Genomic DNA, 19,908 nt, shown 5'->3' on the forward strand with positions numbered 1-19,908 from the left:
TCACAGCATGAAGTCGACGGCGGGCGGTTGGGTTAAACAGTGGCTGGGAGCCTCGGTATTGGCGGTATCGGGGCTGGCGCTGCTGCCCTTGAGTGTGGCGCAGGCGCAGGCGCAGGAGCAGCAAAGCGCCCGGTTCAACTTCGCCCTGACGGCCAAGCCGCTGCCCCAGGCCTTGAGCGATTTCAGCCGCGTCACCGGCATCAGCGTGATCTACACCGATGAAGCGCCCTACGGCCTCAGTGCCCCGGCGGTCAGCGGGCAAATGAGCGCGACCCAGGCCCTGCAACGGCTGCTGAGCAACACCGGCTTCACCTTCCGTCAGATCGATGCCCGCACCCTGGCGCTTGAGCCGGTGCCGACGGAGGGCGCGGTCAACCTCGGCGCAACCACCATCAGCGGTGTCGGCCAGCAAGTCGAGGACAGCACCAGCTACCAGCCACCGCCCACCAGTTCGGTGATGCGCTCCCACGCGCTGCTGCTGGAAACCCCGCAAACCGTCAACGTGGTGCCTGCCCAAGTACTGCGTGACCAGACCCCGCGTAATCTGGATGACGCCCTCGCCAACATCAGCGGCATCACCCAGGCCAATACCTTGGCCAGCACCCAGGACGCCGTGATGCTGCGGGGCTTCGGCGACAACCGTAACGGTTCGATCATGCGCGATGGCATGCCCATCGTGCAGGGGCGCGCGCTGAATGCTACGGCCGAGCGCGTCGAAGTGCTCAAGGGCCCGTCGTCGCTGCTGTACGGTATTCAGGACCCGGGCGGCGTGGTGAACATCGTCAGCAAAAAGCCGGAGCTGATGCGCTCCACTGCCCTGACCGTGCGCGGCTCTACCTTTGGTGACGGCAAGAACGGCAGCGGCGGCAGCCTCGACACCACCGGCCCGATTGGCGACAGCGGCTTGGCCTACCGGCTGATCGTCGACCATGAAGACGAAGATTACTGGCGCAACTTCGGCACGCACCGTGAGAGCCTGATCGCGCCGTCCCTGGCCTGGTACGGTGACAGCACCCAATTGCTGTTTGCCTACGAACACCGCGAATTTCTCACGCCGTTCGACCGTGGCACCGCCATCGATCCCAAGACCAATCACCCGCTGGACATCCCAGCCACACGCCGTCTGGATGAACCTTTCAACAACATGGAAGGCCGTTCCGACCTGTACCGCTTCGAAGCCGATCATGACCTGAACGATGATTGGAAAGCCCATTTCGGCTACAGCTGGAACCGCGAGACCTACGACGCCAGTCAAGTGCGTGTGAGTGCGGTGAACGCCAACGGCACGCTGACCCGCAAGATGGACGGCACCCAGGGCGCGATCACTACGGACCGCTTCGCCACGGCGAGTCTGGAAGGCAAAGTCAATGTGTTCGGCCTGCAAAACGATGTGGTGTTCGGCCTGGATGACGAGTACCGCAAGATCTACCGCGCCGACCTGATCCGCCAGAGTTCGCGCGCCACCAGCTTCAACTACAACAATCCGGTGTACGGCAACGAAGTGGCGGGCACGACCGTCAGCCCCGCCGACAGTGCCCAGACCGACCTGCTGCGCAGCGATTCGTTGTTCTTCCAGGACGCCATCCACCTGAACGAACAGTGGATTTTTGTCGCCGGCGCGCGCTACCAGATGTATGACCAATACGCCGGCAAAGGCGTACCGTTCAAGGCCAACACCAACGGCAACGGCCAGGCCTGGGTGCCGCGCGCGGGCCTGGTGTATCGCTACACCGATGAGTTGTCGTTCTACGGCAGCTACACCGAGTCGTTCAAACCCAATTCCACCATCGCCGCCTTGGCCGATGGCAGCACCTTGACCGGCGACCTCACGCCCGAGGAGTCCAAGTCCTGGGAACTGGGGGCCAAGCTCGACATTCCGGGACGCATCACCGCCAGCGCGGCGTTGTTCAATATCGACAAGCGCAACGTGCTCGTCTCTGTTGGCTCAGGCGCCAACACCGTCTACAGCATTGCCGGCCAGGTGCGTTCCCGTGGCCTGGAACTCGACGCTACCGGGCAGTTGACCGACAAGGTGAGCCTGATCGGCAGCTACGCTTACACCGATGCGCTGGACGTCAAGGACAAGGACCCGACCCTGGAAGGCAACCGTCTGCAAAACGTCGCCAAGCACACCGGCTCGTTGGCTGTCGCCTATGACTTCGGCAACATCTTTGGTGGCGACCAGTTGCGGGTGGGGACCGGTGCACGTTACGTCGGTGCACGCGCAGGCGATGCGGCCAACGATTTCACCTTGCCGGGGTATACCGTGGCGGATGCGTTCGCCACCTACGACACCAAGATCGATGGGCAGAAGGTCAAGTTCCAGCTCAACGTGAAGAACATGTTCGACCGCGTCTACTACACCTCGGCGGCCAGCCGCTTGTTTGTGTCCATGGGCGATGCACGGCAGGTGTCGGTGTCCAGCACCCTGGAGTTCTAAGGGGGTTGTGGTAGCGTTGCCGCCATTGATGTCTTGGCGGAAACGATACTGATGCATTTTGGACGATGGCTACATCTGCTGTGCTTGAGCTTTTTGCTGGGTGGTTGCGCGAGTGTTTCACCGACTTCCACCCCGGCAACCCTGGAGCAACTCCTGGCTGACCCGGCCCTCAACGGCGCCACTGTTTCCCTGATGGTGCGTGATGCCCGTAGCGGTAGCACGCTCTATCAACACAACTCGCGTACACGGTTGATCCCCGCGTCCAATCTCAAATTGCTCACCACCGCAGCGGCGATGGATGTGCTGGGGCCGCAGTACCGTTTTTCTACCCAATTGCTGAGTAATGGCACGCTGCAAGGCGAGCGCCTCACCGGTAACCTGTACCTCAAGGGCCTGGGTGATCCGACCACGCAGTTCGCTGATTACCAGGCATTGGCGGCACAGCTTGCAGCCCAAGGCGTGCGTCAGGTCCAGGGCGACCTGGTTTTCGACGATACCTTTTTCGACGCCGAGCGCCTGGGTGTGGACTGGGCTCACGACGATGAAAGTACCTATTACGGTGCGCAGATTTCAGCGTTGACCGTATCGCCGAACACGGATTTTGATGCGGGGACGTTGCTGGTCACGGCGAAGGCCCCTAGCGGGGTTGGCCAACCGGTCAGCGTGGTGGTGAGCCCGTCTACCGACTACGTGCAACTGAGCAACCGTGCTGTCAGCGGCCCCGGCAACAACTACGGCATCACCCGCCAGCATGGCACCAATCTGTTGCAGCTCACCGGCACGCTGGCGCCGGGCAAGCAAAGTCGACAGTGGGTGAGTGTGTGGGAGCCGACGCAACTGGTGGCCAATCTGTTTGAGCAGGCGTTGGCGCAGCAGGGCATTCAGGTGCTGGGGCGGCGTGTGATCGGTGGCGCAAGCCCGGTCACGGCCAGGGTGCTGGCCGAGCATCAATCGGCGCCGCTGCAGGCACTGCTCACACCGCTGCTCAAACTGTCGAATAACAACATGTCCGAAGCCTTCCTCAAGGCCATGGGCCGCAAGGCGTCCAATGCAGGGACGGCGCAGGCCGGTGTCGCGGCAGTGGCAGACTTTATGCGGCGCCAAGGTTTGGACCCGATGACGCTGAGCCAGGTCGATGGTTCGGGCTTGTCGCGGCGCAATCTGGTGTCGTCGCAAAACCTCACCGATCTGCTGCTGGCGACGGCCAAACAACCCTGGTTCGAGGCCTGGTACAACGCCTTGCCGATCGCCGGTAACACCGATCGCATAAGCGGCGGCAGCCTGCGTTATCGACTGCGCGGGACGCCGGCCGAAAATAACCTGCATGCCAAGACCGGCTCCATGGCCGGCGTGTCATCGTTGAGCGGCTACATCACCGACGCCCAGGGCCGGCGCCTGGTGTTTTCTATTATCAGCAACAACTACCTGAGTACCGCCGCACCGATCCGCGCCCTGGAAAACCGCGTGGCGCTGGCCCTGGTCCAGTGGCACGACTAGTTCAGGGCTGATAGCCCATGCGCCAACTCACGGCCCGGGTCGCCGCCAGCAAGTGCTGCGCCGCCGGGCCATCTTCGTCGGCATGGAACAACGAGGTGGGGCCAACGACGGTCATCACCGCCGCCACTTGGCCGATGGCGTTGAACACCGGCGCCGACAGGGCATCGACGCCGGGCATCAACAGACCGTGCACGAAGTGCAGACCACGGCTGCGGATCTGCTCGCAGGTGGTGGCGTAGGCCTGGTCATCCGCCAGGGCATGAGCGATGCCGGCCTGGATTTCCCGCTCACGCAGCTCCACGGTTTCCCGCGACGGCAGGTAAGCGCTGAACACCAGCCCGGTGGACGAGCTGAGCAGCGGCAGCACCGAGCCCAATTGCGTGACCACTGTTACCGCGCGCACCGCCGGCTCAATCTGCACGACGGTGGCGCCCTGGTTGCCCCACACGGCTAAAAAGCAGGTTTCATTCAGTTCATCGCGCAGCTCCGCCAGGGGCATCGCGCCGACTTTCAACACATCCATGCTGCCCAGCGCCGCCAAGCCCACGCGCAACGCTTCACGGCCCAGGCCGTAGTGGTTGGTGGCGGTGTTCTGTTCGGCAAAACCCGAGGCGATCAGCGCCTGTAAATAGCGGTGCACCTTGCTCGCCGGCATCTGCACGTGCTCGGCCAGGCGTGACAGCGAAGTGGCCGGCGACAGTTCGGCCAGAGCCTTGAGGATATCGGTGCCGACTTCGGCCGAGCGGACTTTCTGTTTACCGGTGTCGCGGGGCTTTTCCATGGAAGGGCGAGAATCCGAGAGATGAATGGGCGTCTTTATAGCTTGACGGTCGATGGTGATCAAATTACGTTATGCGTAACTGGATTACGATAAAAACAACTTCCGTGTAGAGGACGATCCATGAACCTCGAATACCTGTCGGGCTTCGGCAATGAATTCGCCAGCGAAGCCTTGCCCGGCGCGCTGCCGATCGGCCAGAACTCCCCGCAAAAAGCGCCCTACGGGCTGTACACCGAACTGTTCTCTGGCACTGCGTTCACCATGGTGCGCAGTGAAGCCCGGCGGACCTGGCTGTACCGCATTCAGCCGTCGGCCAATCACCCTGCATTCATCAAGCTTGAGCGGCAACTGGCCGGGGGGCCGTTGGGGGCGGTAACGCCTAATCGCTTGCGCTGGAACCCGTTGGATATGCCGAGCGAACCGACGGACTTCATCGATGGGCTTGTAGGAATGGTCGCCAATTCAGGGGCAGAAAAGCCCTCAGGCATCAGCATCTACACCTACCGCGCCAACCGTTCCATGGAGCGTGTGTTCTTCAACGCTGATGGCGAGTTGTTGATTGTGCCGGAGCTGGGTCGCCTGCGTATTGCTACCGAGCTTGGCGTGCTGGAGGTGGAGCCGCTGGAAATCGTCGTGTTGCCTCGTGGCCTGAAATTCCGCGTCGAGTTGCTGGATACGCAAGCGCGCGGTTACGTCGCCGAGAACCATGGTGCGCCGCTGCGTCTGCCGGACCTGGGCCCTATCGGCAGCAATGGCCTGGCCAATCCACGCGACTTCCTGACGCCGGTTGCCCACTACGAAGATGTGAAAAAACCAACAACGCTGGTGCAGAAATTCCTCGGCGAACTCTGGGCCTGTGAGCTGGACCATTCGCCACTCAACGTGGTCGCCTGGCACGGCAACAACGTGCCGTACAAATACGATCTGCGCCGCTTCAACACCCTTGGCACCGTGAGCTTTGACCACCCGGATCCGTCGATCTTCACTGTGTTGACCTCACCTACCAGCACCCACGGCCTGGCCAACCTCGACTTCGTGATCTTCCCGCCACGTTGGATGGTGGCTGAGAACACCTTCCGTCCGCCGTGGTTCCACCGCAACCTGATGAACGAATACATGGGCCTGATCCAGGGGGCCTACGACGCCAAGGCCGAAGGCTTCCTGCCCGGTGGCGCGTCGCTGCACAGCTGTATGAGCGCCCACGGCCCGGACGGCGAGACCTGCACCAAGGCCATCAACGTGGACCTGGCGCCGCACAAGATCGATAACACCATGGCCTTCATGTTTGAGACCAGCCAAGTGCTGCGTCCCACCCAGTTCGCCCTGGACTGCCCGCAACTGCAAAACACTTACGACGCGTGCTGGGCCTCGCTGCCCGCCACCTTCAACCCGAACCGGAGATAACCCATGACTCAGCCTACACTTACCCGCAGCTGGGTGGCCTCCGCCAATGGTCACACCGATTTTCCCCTGCAAAACCTGCCGTTGGGCGTGTTCAGCGTCAACGGTTCGACCCCGCGTGCTGGCGTGGCGATCGGCGACTCGATCCTGGATCTGCAAGCCGCCATCGATGAGTTTGACGGTGAAGCCCGCCGTGCGGTCGAAGCGACCGCGGGTGGCCAACTGAACGCGTTTTTTGCACTGGGCCGCGGCCCGCGCGTGGCCTTGCGCGAGCGTCTGTTGGAGTTGCTGGCCGAAGGCAGCACGTTGCACACCCGTGAAGCGCAGGTGCTGCATCGCGCTGCCGATTGCCAGATGCACGTTCCGGCGCGGATCAATGACTACACCGACTTCTACGTCGGCATCGAGCACGCGCAAAACGTCGGCAAACTCTTCCGCCCCGACAATCCTCTGCTGCCCAACTACAAGTACGTGCCGATTGGATACCACGGCCGTGCTTCGACTATTCGCACCTCGGGCACCGATGTACGCCGCCCCAAAGGCCAAACCCTGCCGGCCGGCCAGAGCGAGCCGACCTTCGGCCCGTGCGCACGCCTTGATTACGAATTGGAGCTGGGCATCTGGATCGGCCAGGGCAATGAGATGGGTGATTCGATTGCCATTGGCGATGCGGCCGATCACATCGCCGGTTTCTGTTTGCTCAATGACTGGTCGGCACGGGATATCCAGGCCTGGGAATACCAGCCGTTGGGGCCGTTCCTGTCGAAAAGCTTTATCACCACTATCTCGCCTTGGGTGGTGACGGCCGAAGCCCTGGAACCGTTCCGCAAAGCGCAGCCGGCGCGCCCTGAAGGCGACCCGCAGCCGCTGTCGTATCTGCTGGATAAACGTGACCAGGCCGCAGGTGCGCTGGATATCGAGCTGGAAGTACTGCTCACCACCGCCGCCATGCGCGAGCAGAACCTGCCGGCCCATCGCCTGGCCCTGAGCAACAGCCTGCACATGTACTGGACTGTCGCGCAATTGGTGGCGCACCACAGCGTCAACGGTTGCCAATTGCAGGCGGGCGATCTGTTTGGTTCGGGCACCTTGTCCGGCCCGCAAGCCGGCCAGTTCGGCAGCCTGCTGGAAATGACCGAAGGCGGTAAAAAGCCGGTCGAATTACCGTCCGGTGAGGTGCGCAAGTTCCTCGAAGACGGTGATGAAATCATCCTGCGTGCGCGCTGCAACCGTGAAGGCTTCGCCTCCATCGGCTTCGGCGAATGCCGCGGCACCGTGATCGCGGCACGCTAGGAGGGCAGGGCGATGGAACTCTACACCTACTACCGTTCCACCTCGTCGTATCGGGTGCGCATCGCCCTGGCGCTCAAGGGCCTGGACTTCACCGCCGTGCCGGTCAACCTGCTGGTGCCGGCGGGCGGTGCCCATCGCCAGCCCGAGTACCTGGCGATCAACCCGCAAGGTCGTGTCCCGGCCTTGCGTACCGAGGAGGGCGAACTGTTGATTCAGTCGCCGGCGATCATCGAGTACCTCGACGAACGTTATCCACAGGCGCCGCTGCTCTCCAGGGACCTGGCGACCCGCGCTCATGAGCGTGCGGTGGCCTCGATCATCGGCTGCGATATCCATCCGCTGCATAACTCCAGCACCCAGAGTCTGCTGCGCCAATGGGGGCATGACGAGGCGCAACTGTTGGAGTGGATCGGGCATTGGATCAGCCAGGGCTTGGGCGCGGTGGAACAGTTGATCGGCGACCAAGGGTTTTGCTTCGGCGAGCAGCCGGGGTTGGCCGATACGTTCCTGATCCCGCAACTGTATGCGGCCGAGCGCTTCAAGGTGCCGTTGGCCAGTTACCCGCGCATTGGACGGGTGGCGGCGTTGGCGGCCCAGCACCCGGCATTTGTGCGGGCACACCCCGCCAATCAGCCGGATACACCCGCTGCCTGATTCCTGCTGTTCCATAAAAATAAAAAACAGGTACTTGCGATGCACAATCAGCTTGCCAGCTTTCGCGCGGCACTCGACGCCCGTCCGGTGTCGCGCTATCAGTGGTTGATTCTCCTGTTGCTGGCGCTGCTGCTGGTGACCGACGGCTATGACGCCCAAGTGCTGGGTTACGTGGTGCCGGCGCTGGCCCAGGACTGGGGGCTGGAAAAGGCTGCATTTGGCCCGGTCTTCAGCGCCAACCTGCTGGGGCTTACCTTGGGGTCGTTGCTGGTGACGCCGCTGGCGGATCGGTTCGGCGTGCGGCGCATCCTGCTCGGCTGTGTGCTGATCTACGCCAGCCTCACCGTGTTGATGGTGTTCGCCAACTCGCTGACCACACTGATGGCCGCCCGGTTTATCTGCGGCATCGGTATGGGGGGCGCGATGCCGAGTGCGATGGCGTTGATGTCGGAATACTCGCCGCCGCGCCTGCGTACCTTGATGGTGACCCTGGCGGCGTGTGGCTTCTCGTTCGGCGGTGCGGCGGGCGGGTTTGTGGCGGCGGGGTTTATCGAAGGCTTTGGGTGGCAGGCGGTGTTTCTGGCGGGTGGCGTGACGCCATTGCTGTTGTTCCCGTTTCTGGTATGGCTGCTGCCGGAATCATTGCCGCGTTTGCTGCGTGATGCACCACCCTATGCACGGTTGCAGAACGTGACGTCACGCATGCTGCCGGGCTGGCAACCGCCGCTGGCGACCGAGGCCGAAAACCAACAGGAGCAGGGCAGCAAACTGACGGTGGTGGAACTGTTCCGCAATGGCTACGCACGTCCGACGCTGCTGATCTGGTCGACGTTTTTTGTCAGCCTGATCCTGCTGTATTTCATGATCAGTTGGCTTCCGTCGTTACTGCTGGAGAGTGGGTTGGCGTTGAAAGAGGCCAACCTGGTGACCTCGATGTTCCTGTTCGCCGGTACTTTGGGTGCCATCGCCATGGCCTGGTTCGCCGACCGCTTGAAACGCAAAGTGCGGCTGTTGTCCGGCGTACTGGCCGCCGCAGCGGTGTGCACGCTTCTGCTCGGCCTGAACCATGACAACCCGCGCTACTTGGTGGCCTGTGTCGTTGCGGCCGGTTTTTGCATCATCGGTGGTCAACTGACCCTCAATGCCTTCGCCAGTAACTTCTACCCCGCTCATGTACGTGCCACCGGTACGGGGTGGGCGCTGGGAGTGGGGCGTTTTGGTTCAATCCTGGGGCCGTTGTTTGGCAGCCTGTTGCTGGCAATGCATATCCCGGTGCAGCAGATTTTCTTTTTCTGCGCGATCCCGGCGGTGATCGCGGCTCTGTTGATCATTCAGGTGCGTTCGCCCGAAGCTGAAGGTTCGAAGAGCCCGTTGGCTGGGGATACCCTCAAGGCGCCACAGGCCTAATGCACCACTGAATTGGGCGGCAGGTGCCCCAGGCGCTCGGTCAGGCGCAGGCGCTGGATCGGGTCTTCGCTGAGCATCAGCGCATGTTCCAGGTCGAAGCGTTCGGCGTTGGGGCAGTCGAGGCGCTGATACAGGCTCGCCCGTGCAAGGTAATCGGCGGCGCTGGCATTGCCCAGTTCCAGCACGCGTTCGGCGTCGATCAGGGCCTGGAGTGGAATGTCGTTGGAAAGGTGCAGTTGTCGCAGGTTGCGTGACAACCGTTGCAGGATCGAACGTGGATCGGCGGTGTGCAGGTGATCGGCCTGCAGCTTGAGGTTGGGGCCGTATTGGCGCTGCAACAGGTCGCGGCAATCGTTGGGGTACAACCGCCGACCGCCGCAGGGATCCAGCAGGTGATCGGCGCCGGGTACCCGCAGCAGGAAATGGCCGGGGAAATTCACGCCGACCATGGGGATTTCCAGGCGGCGCGCCAGCTCAAGGGCGATCAGGCCCATAGCCAGGGGTTGCCCACGTTTGCGCTGCAAGACTTTGTCCAGCAGGGCGGCGGCGGGGCGCAAAGGGGTGAATTCATCCTGGGCAAACCCCAGGTCATTCAGACGTCGCAACAGCGGCTGGCCGAGTTCATCCGCCGGCAACAGGGGCATGCCCTGGCTCACCTGTTGTTGCAGCAAGGTCAGTTCCTGCAGGGTCTGCGAGGGTTGTACGGCCGGGTCATGCTCGGCAGCAATCCACAACGCCGCTTCAAACAGCGCAGGTGGGGAGCGTTCCAGGCAGGCGAAAAAGGCTTTGCGGGGATTCATTGCATTCTCCGGCGTATGCCCCCGTTTTAGCCTTGCTGGGAATTTTCGTCCAGTGGCTTAAAGAATATCCTGCTCGCTTATGTCGCAAGTTCTGCGAAAACGGGCGTCTTATTCCAGCGTGGTCCGGCAGTTTTCTGCCGCAAGCCTATACTTGGCCCACTACCAGAAGTGATTCGGGAGCTTGACGATGTTTGCTCTCATGCACAGCACCCGCCTTGAATCGCTGCACTTGAGCGTCGACCCGGTCACCGGGCTGAAGGCGGTCATCGCCATCCATAGCAGTCGCCTGGGCCCGGCCCTGGGTGGCTGTCGCTATCTTTCCTACCCCGACGACGAAAGTGCCGTGGCCGATGCCGCGCGCCTGGCCCAAGGCATGAGCTACAAGGCGGCCCTGGCCGGTTTGCCGGTAGGCGGTGGCACCGCCGTGATCCTGCGCCCTGGCCACGTGGAAAACCGTGCGGCCCTGTTTGAAGCCTTCGGCCGTTGCATCGAGCAACTCGACGGCCGCTACGTCACCGCCACCGACAGTGGCACCTCGGTGGCCGACATGGATTGCATCGCCCAACAAACCCGCTACGTCACCAGCACCACTGCCGCAGGCGATCCTTCGCCCCATGCGGCAATGGGCGTGTTCGCCGGCATCCGCACCACCGCCATGGCGCGCCTGGGCAGCGACAACCTCGAAGGCCTGCGCGTGGCGGTTCAGGGGCTGGGCAATGTCGGTTACGCCCTGGCTGAACAGCTGCACGCCGCCGGCGCGGAACTGCTGGTGAGCGACATCGATCATGGCAAGGTGCAACTGGCCATGGAGCAGTTGGGCGCGCACCCCATCGCCAACGACGCGTTGCTGAGCACGCCGTGCGATATCCTCGCGCCCTGCGGCCTGGGCGCCGTGCTCAACCGTCAGAGCGTTGGCCAGTTGCGCTGCGCCGCCGTGGCCGGTTCCGCCAGTGCGCAACTGACCAACCTGCAAGTGGCCGACCAACTGGAAGGCCGCGGCATCCTCTACGCCCCCGACTACGTGATCAACTCCGGCGGCCTGATCTACGTCGCGCTCAAGCACGGCGGAGCGGAACTGCCAACGATTACCGCGCACCTGTCCAACATCGGCACGCGCCTCACCGAGATCTTCGCTCACGCCCAGGCGGAAAAACGCTCACCCGCACGGGTGGCGGATGAGCTGGCCGAGCGTTTGCTGTACCGCTGATACACCGGTCAGAGTTGATACTTCTCACGCACCAGTGAGCCGACCCCCATGCGATCCAGAATGTGCATCGGACACAGGAGCGTGACGCGGACGGTCCCCGGTAGCCGACTGATTTCAATCGAGCCGTTAAGCGTTGCGCGGTTGCGCACCTCATCCATCGACAGGCCCGTGACGGCCGCTGCGCGCTCCAGGCCGTTTTCCGTCGCTAAGTTGAGGTCGGCGCCACTGCCGATAAACGTAATGGGTCCGTTGTCTTCTATCTCGAACTGCCCCCAGCGCTCGCCCAATGCCTTGACATGCAACCGTTGCTCGGCAGTCATCGGACGAGCCATGGGCGGCAGGTCATCAAGGTTCTGCAGCAGGATCGGGCCGTCGAGTGCCAACCCCTTGATCACATGGGCGGTCAGTTCGGTTTCACCCGATACATCGGTGGCATGCCCGGCAATTTCGCCGTTGCCTTGCTGGGCGTGCATATCGCCCATGTAAACCCCGGCGCCGGGGACTCTCACCGGGCAAATCAGCACGCAACCTTCACGTACCGAGTTGGTGTCCATGTGCCCGTCGGTTTTCGCGGCATGCAGTTGGTCATGGGTCATGCCGTAGCGATGGGGCGCGCCGACCAGGTACTGGCCGAAGTCGGCACAGTTGTGGGAATCCGGCAGATCCCGTGAAGGCGTGGTGCCAATATTGCCCAGGAACGGCCGCATGTGCGCGGCAAGGCCGGGGATATCGGCGCGGGCCAGGGACAGAATCGAATGCTGGGCGGACATCTCCGGCAACGCCGCCATATCCGGTGCCTGGCCGGCGAGGCGGTCGGCTACCAACTGGTTCACGGTCAGGCTCAGCTGATGCTCGGCATCGAACACGATGACGTAGCCATGGCTGAAACGAAATGCGCTGACCTCCGCCCCGCAGGCGTTGCAACGAATGGCGTCGGCGCCGATGCCGTCGACATGGCTGGCGGGATGCTCCTGCCCACAGTTGGAACAGAACTTGGCGACAAAGGGATCGCCATGATAACGCCCCTCAACAAAACGCATGACACCTGACGAAGTGGCCAGAGACGTCACGCGCATGCGTTTGATCTTCAGGGCCACGGCGTCACCAACCTCTGCGCCGGCGATGAATACGGGTTGAGTCACCTCATGACCACCCTCAAATGCGGGCGTGATCATTGGGCCCCAACACCCCGGCGGAGTACCGGTGATAAGCGTGCCGCCATCGGCGAGCGGGCCGAGCATCTTCTGGCTGGGGCCGATGAGGCCATTGGTGTAGGTGTTGACGATCAGGCGATCAACCGGTGCTGAGTGGTGCATTTTTATTCTCCGGGTCCTATGTGATTGAACCTTCGGTCACGGCTTATTGATCAGGGAAGGTTCAGGCAGGCCCAGTAGACCGGTGTTTTGTATCCCGAATATGTCGCGCGGGTGCGCTAATACACAGTGGTACATAACGATGGGAGAGGAGGGTTTGTAACTGCAAAAATCCTGATAGGGTTCTGTGGGCTGGCGCTTTGAGGTGCTTGCTCAGCTATCGTTTTCCTACTTGCTGCGGAGAATATTCATGTCCAATCAAGCAACAGCCCATTCCGTAACGTTCAAGCGTCCGGACGGCGCCGAGGTCAATGGCTATCTGGCCAGCCCGGCTGTGCTGGAAGGGGCGCCGGCCATCGTATTGATTCAAGAGTGGTGGGGGCTGAACGAGCAGATCAAGGGCGTGGCCATCCGCCTGGCCGAGTGCGGTTACCGGGTGCTGGTGCCGGACCTTTATCGCGGCGCCTCGACCGTGGAAGAGGAAGAAGCCCATCACCTGATGGACAGCCTGGATTTTGGCGATGCGGTATCCCAGGACATCAAGGGTGCGGTGCGCTATCTGCAGGCCGACTCGCAAAAAGTGGGCGTGACCGGCTACTGCATGGGCGGGGCGTTGACGCTGTTGGCGCTCAATGCAATTCCGGAGCTGGCTGCGGGTGTGGTCTGGTATGGCTTCCCACCGCTTGAATATCTGGATGCGGCAAAAATCAAAGCACCGCTGATTGGCCATTGGGGCACACAGGATGCTTTTTTCAACATCGAAACCGTCGCGGAGCTGGAGTCAACGCTGCACGCGGCAGGTGTGGACGCGACCTTCTACCGTTACCTGGCGCGCCATGCCTTTGCCAACGAAACAGCGATCGGCAACGGCCGTATCCCCGACACGCAATACGACGCCGCATGGTCGCAACTGGCGTGGGACCGCACGTTGACCTTCTTCGGTAAAACCCTGTGGCAGGCGTAAGGCGCAAATAGCCTTCGGTAAAACGATCAGTTGCCGGTCTGCCTGAACCTGTTGGTTCACCCTGAATCAACGGAGGCGGGCCGGCCTCCTTACTCTGCCTCTGGCTGCCCGATCTCGGCCAGGGCGCTGGCGTTGTTCTTGAACGCTGCTGCAAAGGCGGCGCGGTTCTTGGCCATGAAAATACCGGCGTCTTCTGCCTGCTTTTCAGTCAAGCCTTCCACGTTTTTCAACAGGACTTCCATCAGGGACTCTGCCAGTTCGAGCATCTGGTCGTGTGCGTCGGCAAGTTTGCGGTCCACGAATGTAGTCTCCAAGTCGCGGGTACTGCGATACAGGGTTTCAACAGCCATTTTTTGGCCTCGTCATCAGGGTGCAGTAGTGAAGGGGAGTAGCCCTTGTGTTCGGGTGTCGCTAGAGTGCTGTATTTATATACAGTAAAAAGAGTAAGCCAAACCCTCGGGTTTGGGTAGCAGTTTTTTAATGTAGCCCGTAAATACAGGTTTGGAGTGCCTCATGTCACCCCGCCATCATCTTATACCTGCCCCTGGCCTTTTTTCTGCATGCAGAACAACCGTCACGTCTAACCCGCATTATCCGGTCGAGTCGACCTAAGGAAGCATCATCGTGAAGATCAATTGGGCCGAAAGGCTGCGCCAGCAAGTACACGGGCTGGCCGAGTCACTGGGCAATCTGTTTGTCGAGTCGTTTCACTACCTGGCGCTGTTCGCCATTGGTGCGGTGACGGCCTGGGCGGCGGTGATGGAGTTTCTGGGGATGCTGGAGAAAGGGCACATCAAGATCGATGACATCTTGTTGCTGTTCATCTACCTGGAACTGGGCGCTATGGTCGGGATTTATTTCAAGACCAACCACATGCCGGTGCGCTTCCTGATCTACGTGGCGATCACCGCGCTGACGCGTCTGCTGATCTCCAACGTGTCTCACCACAACCCACCTGATGTGGGAATCATCTACTTGTGCGGTGGGATTCTGCTGTTGGCGTTTGCGATTCTGGTCGTGCGTTACGCGTCGTCAGCCTTCCCATCGGTGAAGGTCGAAGGCCCGCGTCGCAAGGGCGAGGCGAGCCTGGAGACCGAGAAGGGCGAGCTTTAAAGCCCGACGCTGAACGGCAGGGCGCGGGTCGGCGGTCGCTGTAGGACTTTGTGATCGCCATCCGTCATCATCGCCAGGATCTCCATGGCGCTGTGGCCCTGTTCGATGGCGATGCCGAACTGGATGCTTTGCACCAGGCGTTTTAGCCGCTTTGGGTCATTGCGCTGTTCGGCGCTGATCATCCGCTTGGCCACCACGCCTTGTTCGTTGGAGAGGGTCAGCATGATGCTGCCGTCCAAGCGTTGGATGCTCAGGTTGACGCGATATTCTGGAGTGAATGTGTCGGTGATGATCTGAAAAGGATTGTCCATGGTGCGTACCGCCTAATAAGAACATGCAGTCATTGACGACCGGTGTCGGGATTAGTTCGCGTCTCCTGACCATCGGCCAAATTCCGTTTCCCTCATAAGCTGTACAGCAAGGGCCGTGCCGTATAGAGATCTTTCAGGCGGTAAGGGGCCAATGTGGGAGCGGGCTTGCTCGCGAATGCGGTCCTTCAGCCGAGTATTCATTAGCTGATACACCGCGTTCGCGAGCAAGCCCGCTCCCACATTTGTTCGGTATTGTCGTTTCGGTCAGTGATCTGTTTCAGGGCAGGACGGAAAAAACGATCGCAGACAGCGCAATCAATCCAATCACCACCACAAATACGTTGGAGACCTGGCCCGAGTACTTGCGCAGAGATGGCACGCGGCGAATCGCGTACATCGGCATCAGGAACAACAGGCACGCGATGATCGGCCCGCCCATGGTTTCAATCATGCGCAGGATGCTCGGGTTGAAGGTGGCGACGGCCCAGCAGGTCAGCACCATGAACAGCGCGGTGCAACGCTCCAGCCATTTGGCCGACATCGAGCGATTGCGCCCCCGTAGGGATTTGACGATCAAGCCCTGGAAACCTTCGCTGGCGCCTATGTAGTGGCCGAGAAAGGATTTAGTAATGGCCACCAGCGCGATCAGCGGTGCGGCGTAGGCGATCACTGGCGTCTGGAAGTGGTTGGCGAGGTAAGACAGGATCGAGATGTTCTGGGCCTTGGCGGCTGCCAGGTCGGCCGGCGACAGTGCCAGTACGCAGCTGAAGCAGAAGAACATCACGGTCAGCACCATCATGCCGTGGGCCGTGGCCAGGATGCCGCTGCTTTTGCGCTCGGCCTGCGCGCCGTACACGCGTTTCTGGTCGACGGCGAACGCGGAGATGATCGGCGAGTGGTTGAAGGAAAATACCATCACCGGAATTGCCAGCCACAGGGTCTTGAAGAACAGTGGCATGGGCATGCCATCACCGGCGGAGGCGAAGAATGCGCCGTTCCAGTTGGGAATCAGGCTGAACGCCAGCAACAGCAGGGACGCGACGAACGGGTACACCAACACGCTCATGGCCTTGACGATCACGCCCTGGCCGCAGCGCACGATGGCCATCAGGCCAAGAATCAGCACCAGCGACAGAATCGCCCGAGGCGGTGGGGTCATGTGCAGTTGGTGTTCCATGAAACTGCCCAGGGTGTTGGTCAGCGCCACGCTGTACACCAGCAGGATCGGGAAAATGGCGAAGAAATACAGCAGGGTGATCAGCTTGCCCGCACCGACGCCAAAGTGCTCTTCGACCACTTCGGTGATGTCGCCGGATTTGCCCGACAACACAAAGCGCGTCAGCCCACGGTGGGCGAAGAAGGTCATCGGGAAGGCCAGCAGTGCCAGCACGATCAGCGGCCAGAAGCCGCCGACGCCGGCGTTGATCGGCAGGAACAGGGTGCCGGCACCGATGGCGGTGCCGTAGAGGCCCAGCATCCAGGTGGTGTCGTATTGGGTCCAGCCGGTGGTCACGGTTGTTGTGGCAGCGGGATTTTCAGCAGCAGGTGTACGTACATCGGTCATCGGTATTGCCTCGTTATTATTTTTGCGCGGGCTCACGTTGGGGCGGGTAGAGATGCTCCGATCAGCACTCCACCCAGCTGACCGCCAGGCCGCCCCGTGAAGTTTCTTTGTATTTGTCATGCATATCGGCGCCGGTATCACGCATGGTGCGGATCACCCGGTCGAGAGAAATGAAGTGTTTGCCGTCACCGCGCAGGGCCATTTGCGTGGCGTTGATTGCCTTGACCGCCGCGATGGCATTGCGCTCGATGCAGGGCACTTGCACCAGGCCGCCGACCGGGTCGCAGGTGAGGCCGAGGTTGTGCTCCAGGCCGATTTCGGCGGCGTTTTCCAGTTGCTCGGGGGTGGCGCCGAGGACATCGGCCAAGCCGGCCGCGGCCATGGCGCAGGCAGAGCCCACCTCGCCCTGGCAGCCGACTTCGGCGCCGGAGATCGAGGCGTTTTTCTTGCAGAGGATGCCGACAGCAGCGGCAGCCAGGAAGAAATTCACCACGTCGTCGTCGGACGCCTCGGCGTTGAACTTCATGTAGTAATGCAGCACAGCGGGGATGATGCCCGCAGCGCCATTGGTTGGTGCGGTGACCATGCGCCCACCGGCGGCGTTTTCCTCGTTGACGGCGAGGGCGAACAGGTTGACCCACTCCATGGCCGACAAGGTCGAGGTGATGACATTCGGCTTGCCGATTTCCAGCAGGCTGCGGTGCAGTTTCGCCGCGCGTCGAGGCACGTCCAGGCCACCTGGCAAGATGCCTTCATCGCGCAGGCCCTGTTCCACGCATTCACGCATTACCGACCAGATATGCAGCAAGCCACTGCGAATGTCGGCGTCGCTGCGCCAGGCGCGTTCGTTGGCCATCATCAGCTCGGAAACCCGCAAGCCGTGCTTGTTGCACAACGCCAGCAGTTCTACGGCGCTGGAAAAGTCGTAGGGCAATTCCACATCGCTGGTCGGCGCAATGCCCGAGGCCGCTTCCGCCGCTTCGATGATGAAACCGCCGCCCACCGAGTAATACGTCTGCTCGCTCAGCAGGCCGTTTTCGCCGTAGGCGTGCAGGGACATGGCGTTGGGGTGGTAGGGCAGGCTTTCGTCCAGTAGTCGGAGATCCTGTTGCCAGTTGAAGGCAATGTCCTGCAGGCCAGCGAGCAAGAGTCGGCCGGATTCGCGCAGTTGCTGGATGCGTGCATTGATCGAGGTGGGGTCGACCCGGTCCGGCCATTCGCCCATCAGGCCCATCACGCAGGCACGGTCGGTGGCATGGCCGACACCGGTAGCGGACAGTGAGCCATACAGGCGCACTTCCACACGACGAGTCTGGCTCAGTAATTGTTGATCGATCAGGGCCTGGGCAAAGGTTGCCGCCGCCCGCATCGGGCCGACAGTGTGGGAGCTGGAAGGGCCGATGCCCACTTTGAATAGATCGAAAACACTGATAGCCATGCTAAAGCCTTACAAGCAATGGAGTAGGAATCGCTGCCATGTTTTGTAGAGCGAGCGGAATTGGCGTGATACTGAGCCTCTGGAACGGCACTGACCAACGAATTATCCTAAGACACTCTTTAGCAGGACTAAACGCTATGACCCGGCCCCTCCATGGCCAGACTTATGTCTGGTTGCACGTTTTTTCCTGTGCTGCGCGGCATTTGTCGTTCACCCGCTGTGCCGAGGAACTGCACATCACACCGGGTGCGGTGAGCCAGCAGATTCGCCAGTTGGAGGAGCGATTGGGTTTCCGCTTGTTTCATCGGCGCGCGCGTGGGGTGGAGCTGAGTGCCGAGGGGCAGCGGTTGGCGGCCACGGTGGGCGAGGCCTACGGCAGCATCGACGCGGAGTTGCAGCGCCTGGATGCAGGGATGATCAGCGGCACCTTGCGCCTGCGCTCGATCCCGTCGTTTCTCGGTAAGTGGCTGACCCCGCGCCTGCCGCGTTTGCAGCAGCGCTTTCCGGATATCCAGCTGCGCATGGTCGCTGAAGACAGCAGCATCGCCCTGCATGAGGGCGACTTCGACCTGGCCATCGACTTGAACGACGGCAGCTACCCTGGCTTGTTATCCACAGCCCTGTTGGACGAGCAGATTTTCCCCGTCTGTGCCCCGAGCCTGCTGCGCGGCAGACCGCCGCTGCATGGTCCCGCCGACCTGGTGCATTTTCCGTTGCTGCACGACATCACCGCCTGGCGTGGGAGTTATGAGTACGCCGAATGGGAGTTTTACCTGAATGCTATCGGCTATCACCACGCCGACGTGCGACGCGGTCACACCTTCAACCGCAACCACCTGACCATCGAAGCCGCCATCGCCGGTATGGGCGTGGCCATTGCGCGACGCACCTTGCTCAACGATGAGCTGGAGCGTGGCACCTTGATCGTACCCTTCGGGCTTGCCGTGCCTAACTACAAGCGTTACGTGTTGCTGTATGCCCCAGGCGCACTGAGCCATCCGGGCGTACGCGCGGTGCATGATTGGCTGGTTGAAGAAGCGGGGATTTTCCGGGGATTGCACCCGTTGGGAGAGGGGCAATTATGAGGTTCGCAGCGCGTAAGAAGATGTAACTAACTCCCCACCCTAACAGTGTTTTTGCTCGTAGTCAGACTTAATTTGTAATGTGGGATTTATCTTTGCAAAGGGGTTGAATTGTTCTGCTGACTGCTCAATTGTGTAGTTAAGAGGTCATGGTTTCACCGACCCGGTGTTGCAGTTGTGACCTCTCGCGAGCTAGCTGAAATAAGGGAAGAACTATGCAAATCCAAGTCAATAGCGATAACCATATTGAAAGCAGCATCCGACTGGAGGAGTGGGTACGTACTACCATTGAGAGCACGCTCGAACGTTACGAAGAAGACCTGACCCGAGTTGAGGTCTACCTGCGGGATGAGAACGGCGATAAGCCCGGTCCCCACGATTTAAGTTGCCGCCTGGAAGCGCGGCCAAAAGGCCATCAACCGCTGTCCGTGCTGCACAAAGCCGATACCCTGGAACAGGCGATCGACGGTGCGGCCACCAAGCTGGAACATGCGTTGGAACATCTGTTTGGTAAACTGCAAGGCAAGCCACGCGCTGCCGGGAAAAACCAGCCGACCACCAAAGTCAACGAAGACGAGCTTGAGCAGGAGTTTCTGGAAAAAGAACGCGCTGTGTTCAACGGCTGATAGATTTATCACGCTCC

At 61.2% G+C, this 19,908-nt stretch carries 18 protein-coding genes; 11 read left to right on the forward strand and 7 right to left on the reverse strand.

Features of this window, described 5'->3' with window-relative positions; translation table 11 throughout:
* Window positions 1-7: 7 nt before the first annotated feature.
* Together BMZ57_RS07690 and dacB are read left to right on the forward strand one after the other, a co-directional pair.
* Window positions 8-2,440 carry a TonB-dependent siderophore receptor gene (locus tag BMZ57_RS07690; RefSeq protein ID WP_074900457.1) on the forward strand — a complete coding sequence of 811 codons (2,433 nt, stop codon included), beginning with the start codon at window positions 8-10 and terminating at the stop codon, window positions 2,438-2,440.
* A 51-nt stretch (window positions 2,441-2,491) separates the two neighbouring features.
* A complete protein-coding gene (gene dacB, locus BMZ57_RS07695) occupies window positions 2,492-3,937 on the forward strand; it encodes a D-alanyl-D-alanine carboxypeptidase/D-alanyl-D-alanine endopeptidase (protein WP_042571690.1) in 1,446 nt (481 codons plus the stop codon).
* A gap of 1 nt (window position 3,938) precedes the next feature.
* Here dacB and BMZ57_RS07700 read toward each other — a convergent pair whose 3' ends face one another.
* Window positions 3,939-4,718, reverse strand: a complete 780-nt coding sequence (locus BMZ57_RS07700) for an IclR family transcriptional regulator (RefSeq protein ID WP_010212925.1) — start codon at window positions 4,716-4,718, stop codon at window positions 3,939-3,941.
* 120 nt (window positions 4,719-4,838) lie between these two features.
* On the opposite strand from BMZ57_RS07700, the gene hmgA reads away from it, so the two are divergent.
* Genes hmgA through BMZ57_RS07720 form a run of 4 tightly spaced genes read left to right on the forward strand, consistent with a single transcriptional unit; the run spans window position 4,839 to window position 9,473 of the window.
* Entirely contained in the window at window positions 4,839-6,122 is a 1,284-nt protein-coding gene (gene hmgA / locus BMZ57_RS07705; protein WP_044286672.1) for a homogentisate 1,2-dioxygenase, read from the forward strand.
* Window positions 6,123-6,125: 3 nt separating this feature from the next.
* The gene (fahA, locus tag BMZ57_RS07710) at window positions 6,126-7,412 is read left to right on the forward strand and encodes a fumarylacetoacetase (RefSeq protein ID WP_044286673.1); all 1,287 of its coding nucleotides are present in this window, start codon (window positions 6,126-6,128) and stop codon (window positions 7,410-7,412) included.
* A gap of 12 nt (window positions 7,413-7,424) precedes the next feature.
* Window positions 7,425-8,066, forward strand: a complete 642-nt coding sequence (gene maiA / locus BMZ57_RS07715) for a maleylacetoacetate isomerase (RefSeq protein WP_069672378.1) — start codon at window positions 7,425-7,427, stop codon at window positions 8,064-8,066.
* Window positions 8,067-8,105: 39 nt separating this feature from the next.
* Window positions 8,106-9,473, forward strand: coding sequence for an MFS transporter (locus BMZ57_RS07720; RefSeq protein WP_021491836.1), 1,368 nt, complete (start codon window positions 8,106-8,108; stop codon window positions 9,471-9,473).
* Here BMZ57_RS07720 and BMZ57_RS07725 read toward each other — a convergent pair.
* Window positions 9,470-10,273: a SirB1 family protein gene (locus BMZ57_RS07725; protein WP_021491835.1), complete on the reverse strand. Its 804-nt coding sequence runs from the start codon at window positions 10,271-10,273 to the stop codon at window positions 9,470-9,472. The genes BMZ57_RS07720 and BMZ57_RS07725 overlap by 4 nt on opposite strands.
* Before the next feature lie 187 nt (window positions 10,274-10,460).
* On the opposite strand from BMZ57_RS07725, the gene BMZ57_RS07730 reads away from it, so the two are divergent.
* Window positions 10,461-11,480: a Glu/Leu/Phe/Val dehydrogenase family protein gene (locus BMZ57_RS07730; protein WP_069672377.1), complete on the forward strand. Its 1,020-nt coding sequence runs from the start codon at window positions 10,461-10,463 to the stop codon at window positions 11,478-11,480.
* 8 nt (window positions 11,481-11,488) lie between these two features.
* On the opposite strand, the gene BMZ57_RS07735 is transcribed toward BMZ57_RS07730, so the two are convergent.
* Window positions 11,489-12,796 carry an acetamidase/formamidase family protein gene (locus BMZ57_RS07735; protein WP_010212917.1) on the reverse strand — a complete coding sequence of 436 codons (1,308 nt, stop codon included), beginning with the start codon at window positions 12,794-12,796 and terminating at the stop codon, window positions 11,489-11,491.
* A 247-nt stretch (window positions 12,797-13,043) separates the two neighbouring features.
* On the opposite strand from BMZ57_RS07735, the gene BMZ57_RS07740 reads away from it, so the two are divergent.
* Window positions 13,044-13,757 carry a dienelactone hydrolase family protein gene (locus BMZ57_RS07740; RefSeq protein ID WP_021491833.1) on the forward strand — a complete coding sequence of 238 codons (714 nt, stop codon included), beginning with the start codon at window positions 13,044-13,046 and terminating at the stop codon, window positions 13,755-13,757.
* Between the two features lie 89 nt (window positions 13,758-13,846).
* Here the strand turns inward: BMZ57_RS07740 and BMZ57_RS07745 are convergent, their stop codons facing one another.
* A complete protein-coding gene (locus BMZ57_RS07745; protein WP_010212914.1) occupies window positions 13,847-14,107 on the reverse strand; it encodes a YebG family protein in 261 nt (86 codons plus the stop codon).
* Window positions 14,108-14,381: 274 nt separating this feature from the next.
* Between BMZ57_RS07745 and BMZ57_RS07750 the strand changes: the two genes are divergently transcribed.
* Window positions 14,382-14,870: a phosphate-starvation-inducible protein PsiE gene (locus BMZ57_RS07750; RefSeq protein WP_045791285.1), complete on the forward strand. Its 489-nt coding sequence runs from the start codon at window positions 14,382-14,384 to the stop codon at window positions 14,868-14,870.
* Here BMZ57_RS07750 and BMZ57_RS07755 read toward each other — a convergent pair.
* The 3 genes from BMZ57_RS07755 to BMZ57_RS07765 all read right to left on the reverse strand — a co-directional run bounded on the left by BMZ57_RS07755 (window position 14,867) and on the right by BMZ57_RS07765 (window position 18,183).
* Window positions 14,867-15,181 (reverse strand): DUF3509 domain-containing protein, encoded by a 315-nt coding sequence (locus BMZ57_RS07755; RefSeq protein ID WP_010212911.1) that lies wholly within the window; start codon window positions 15,179-15,181, stop codon window positions 14,867-14,869. The two genes, BMZ57_RS07750 and BMZ57_RS07755, sit on opposite strands and share 4 nt — an antisense overlap.
* Before the next feature lie 277 nt (window positions 15,182-15,458).
* Window positions 15,459-16,745 carry a serine/threonine transporter gene (locus tag BMZ57_RS07760; protein WP_010212910.1) on the reverse strand — a complete coding sequence of 429 codons (1,287 nt, stop codon included), beginning with the start codon at window positions 16,743-16,745 and terminating at the stop codon, window positions 15,459-15,461.
* Between the two features lie 61 nt (window positions 16,746-16,806).
* On the reverse strand, window positions 16,807-18,183 hold the full coding sequence (locus BMZ57_RS07765; RefSeq protein WP_045791283.1) for an L-serine ammonia-lyase: 1,377 nt from the start codon (window positions 18,181-18,183) through the stop codon (window positions 16,807-16,809).
* 137 nt (window positions 18,184-18,320) lie between these two features.
* On the opposite strand from BMZ57_RS07765, the gene BMZ57_RS07770 reads away from it, so the two are divergent.
* Window positions 18,321-19,268: a LysR substrate-binding domain-containing protein gene (locus BMZ57_RS07770; protein WP_010212907.1), complete on the forward strand. Its 948-nt coding sequence runs from the start codon at window positions 18,321-18,323 to the stop codon at window positions 19,266-19,268.
* 212 nt (window positions 19,269-19,480) lie between these two features.
* Entirely contained in the window at window positions 19,481-19,891 is a 411-nt protein-coding gene (locus BMZ57_RS07775; protein WP_010212906.1) for an HPF/RaiA family ribosome-associated protein, read from the forward strand.
* The last annotated feature ends 17 nt before the right edge of the window (window positions 19,892-19,908 follow it).

Source organism: Pseudomonas simiae (assembly GCF_900111895.1).
GTDB lineage: Bacteria > Pseudomonadota > Gammaproteobacteria > Pseudomonadales > Pseudomonadaceae > Aquipseudomonas > Aquipseudomonas simiae.

Excerpts from the sequence above, each read along its gene's own strand:
- BMZ57_RS07690 (WP_074900457.1), top strand. The coding sequence starts at position 8 with ATGAAGTCGACGGCGGGCGGTTGGGTTAAACAGTGGCTGGGAGCCTCG.
- dacB (WP_042571690.1), top strand. The coding sequence starts at position 2,492 with ATGCATTTTGGACGATGGCTACATCTGCTGTGCTTGAGCTTTTTGCTG.
- BMZ57_RS07700 (WP_010212925.1), bottom strand. The coding sequence starts at position 4,718 with ATGGAAAAGCCCCGCGACACCGGTAAACAGAAAGTCCGCTCGGCCGAA.
- hmgA (WP_044286672.1), top strand. The coding sequence starts at position 4,839 with ATGAACCTCGAATACCTGTCGGGCTTCGGCAATGAATTCGCCAGCGAA.
- fahA (WP_044286673.1), top strand. The coding sequence starts at position 6,126 with ATGACTCAGCCTACACTTACCCGCAGCTGGGTGGCCTCCGCCAATGGT.
- maiA (WP_069672378.1), top strand. The coding sequence starts at position 7,425 with ATGGAACTCTACACCTACTACCGTTCCACCTCGTCGTATCGGGTGCGC.
- BMZ57_RS07720 (WP_021491836.1), top strand. The coding sequence starts at position 8,106 with ATGCACAATCAGCTTGCCAGCTTTCGCGCGGCACTCGACGCCCGTCCG.
- BMZ57_RS07725 (WP_021491835.1), bottom strand. The coding sequence starts at position 10,273 with ATGAATCCCCGCAAAGCCTTTTTCGCCTGCCTGGAACGCTCCCCACCT.
- BMZ57_RS07730 (WP_069672377.1), top strand. The coding sequence starts at position 10,461 with ATGTTTGCTCTCATGCACAGCACCCGCCTTGAATCGCTGCACTTGAGC.
- BMZ57_RS07735 (WP_010212917.1), bottom strand. The coding sequence starts at position 12,796 with ATGCACCACTCAGCACCGGTTGATCGCCTGATCGTCAACACCTACACC.
- BMZ57_RS07740 (WP_021491833.1), top strand. The coding sequence starts at position 13,044 with ATGTCCAATCAAGCAACAGCCCATTCCGTAACGTTCAAGCGTCCGGAC.
- BMZ57_RS07745 (WP_010212914.1), bottom strand. The coding sequence starts at position 14,107 with ATGGCTGTTGAAACCCTGTATCGCAGTACCCGCGACTTGGAGACTACA.
- BMZ57_RS07755 (WP_010212911.1), bottom strand. The coding sequence starts at position 15,181 with ATGGACAATCCTTTTCAGATCATCACCGACACATTCACTCCAGAATAT.
- BMZ57_RS07760 (WP_010212910.1), bottom strand. The coding sequence starts at position 16,745 with ATGACCGATGTACGTACACCTGCTGCTGAAAATCCCGCTGCCACAACA.
- BMZ57_RS07765 (WP_045791283.1), bottom strand. The coding sequence starts at position 18,183 with ATGGCTATCAGTGTTTTCGATCTATTCAAAGTGGGCATCGGCCCTTCC.
- BMZ57_RS07770 (WP_010212907.1), top strand. The coding sequence starts at position 18,321 with ATGACCCGGCCCCTCCATGGCCAGACTTATGTCTGGTTGCACGTTTTT.
- BMZ57_RS07775 (WP_010212906.1), top strand. The coding sequence starts at position 19,481 with ATGCAAATCCAAGTCAATAGCGATAACCATATTGAAAGCAGCATCCGA.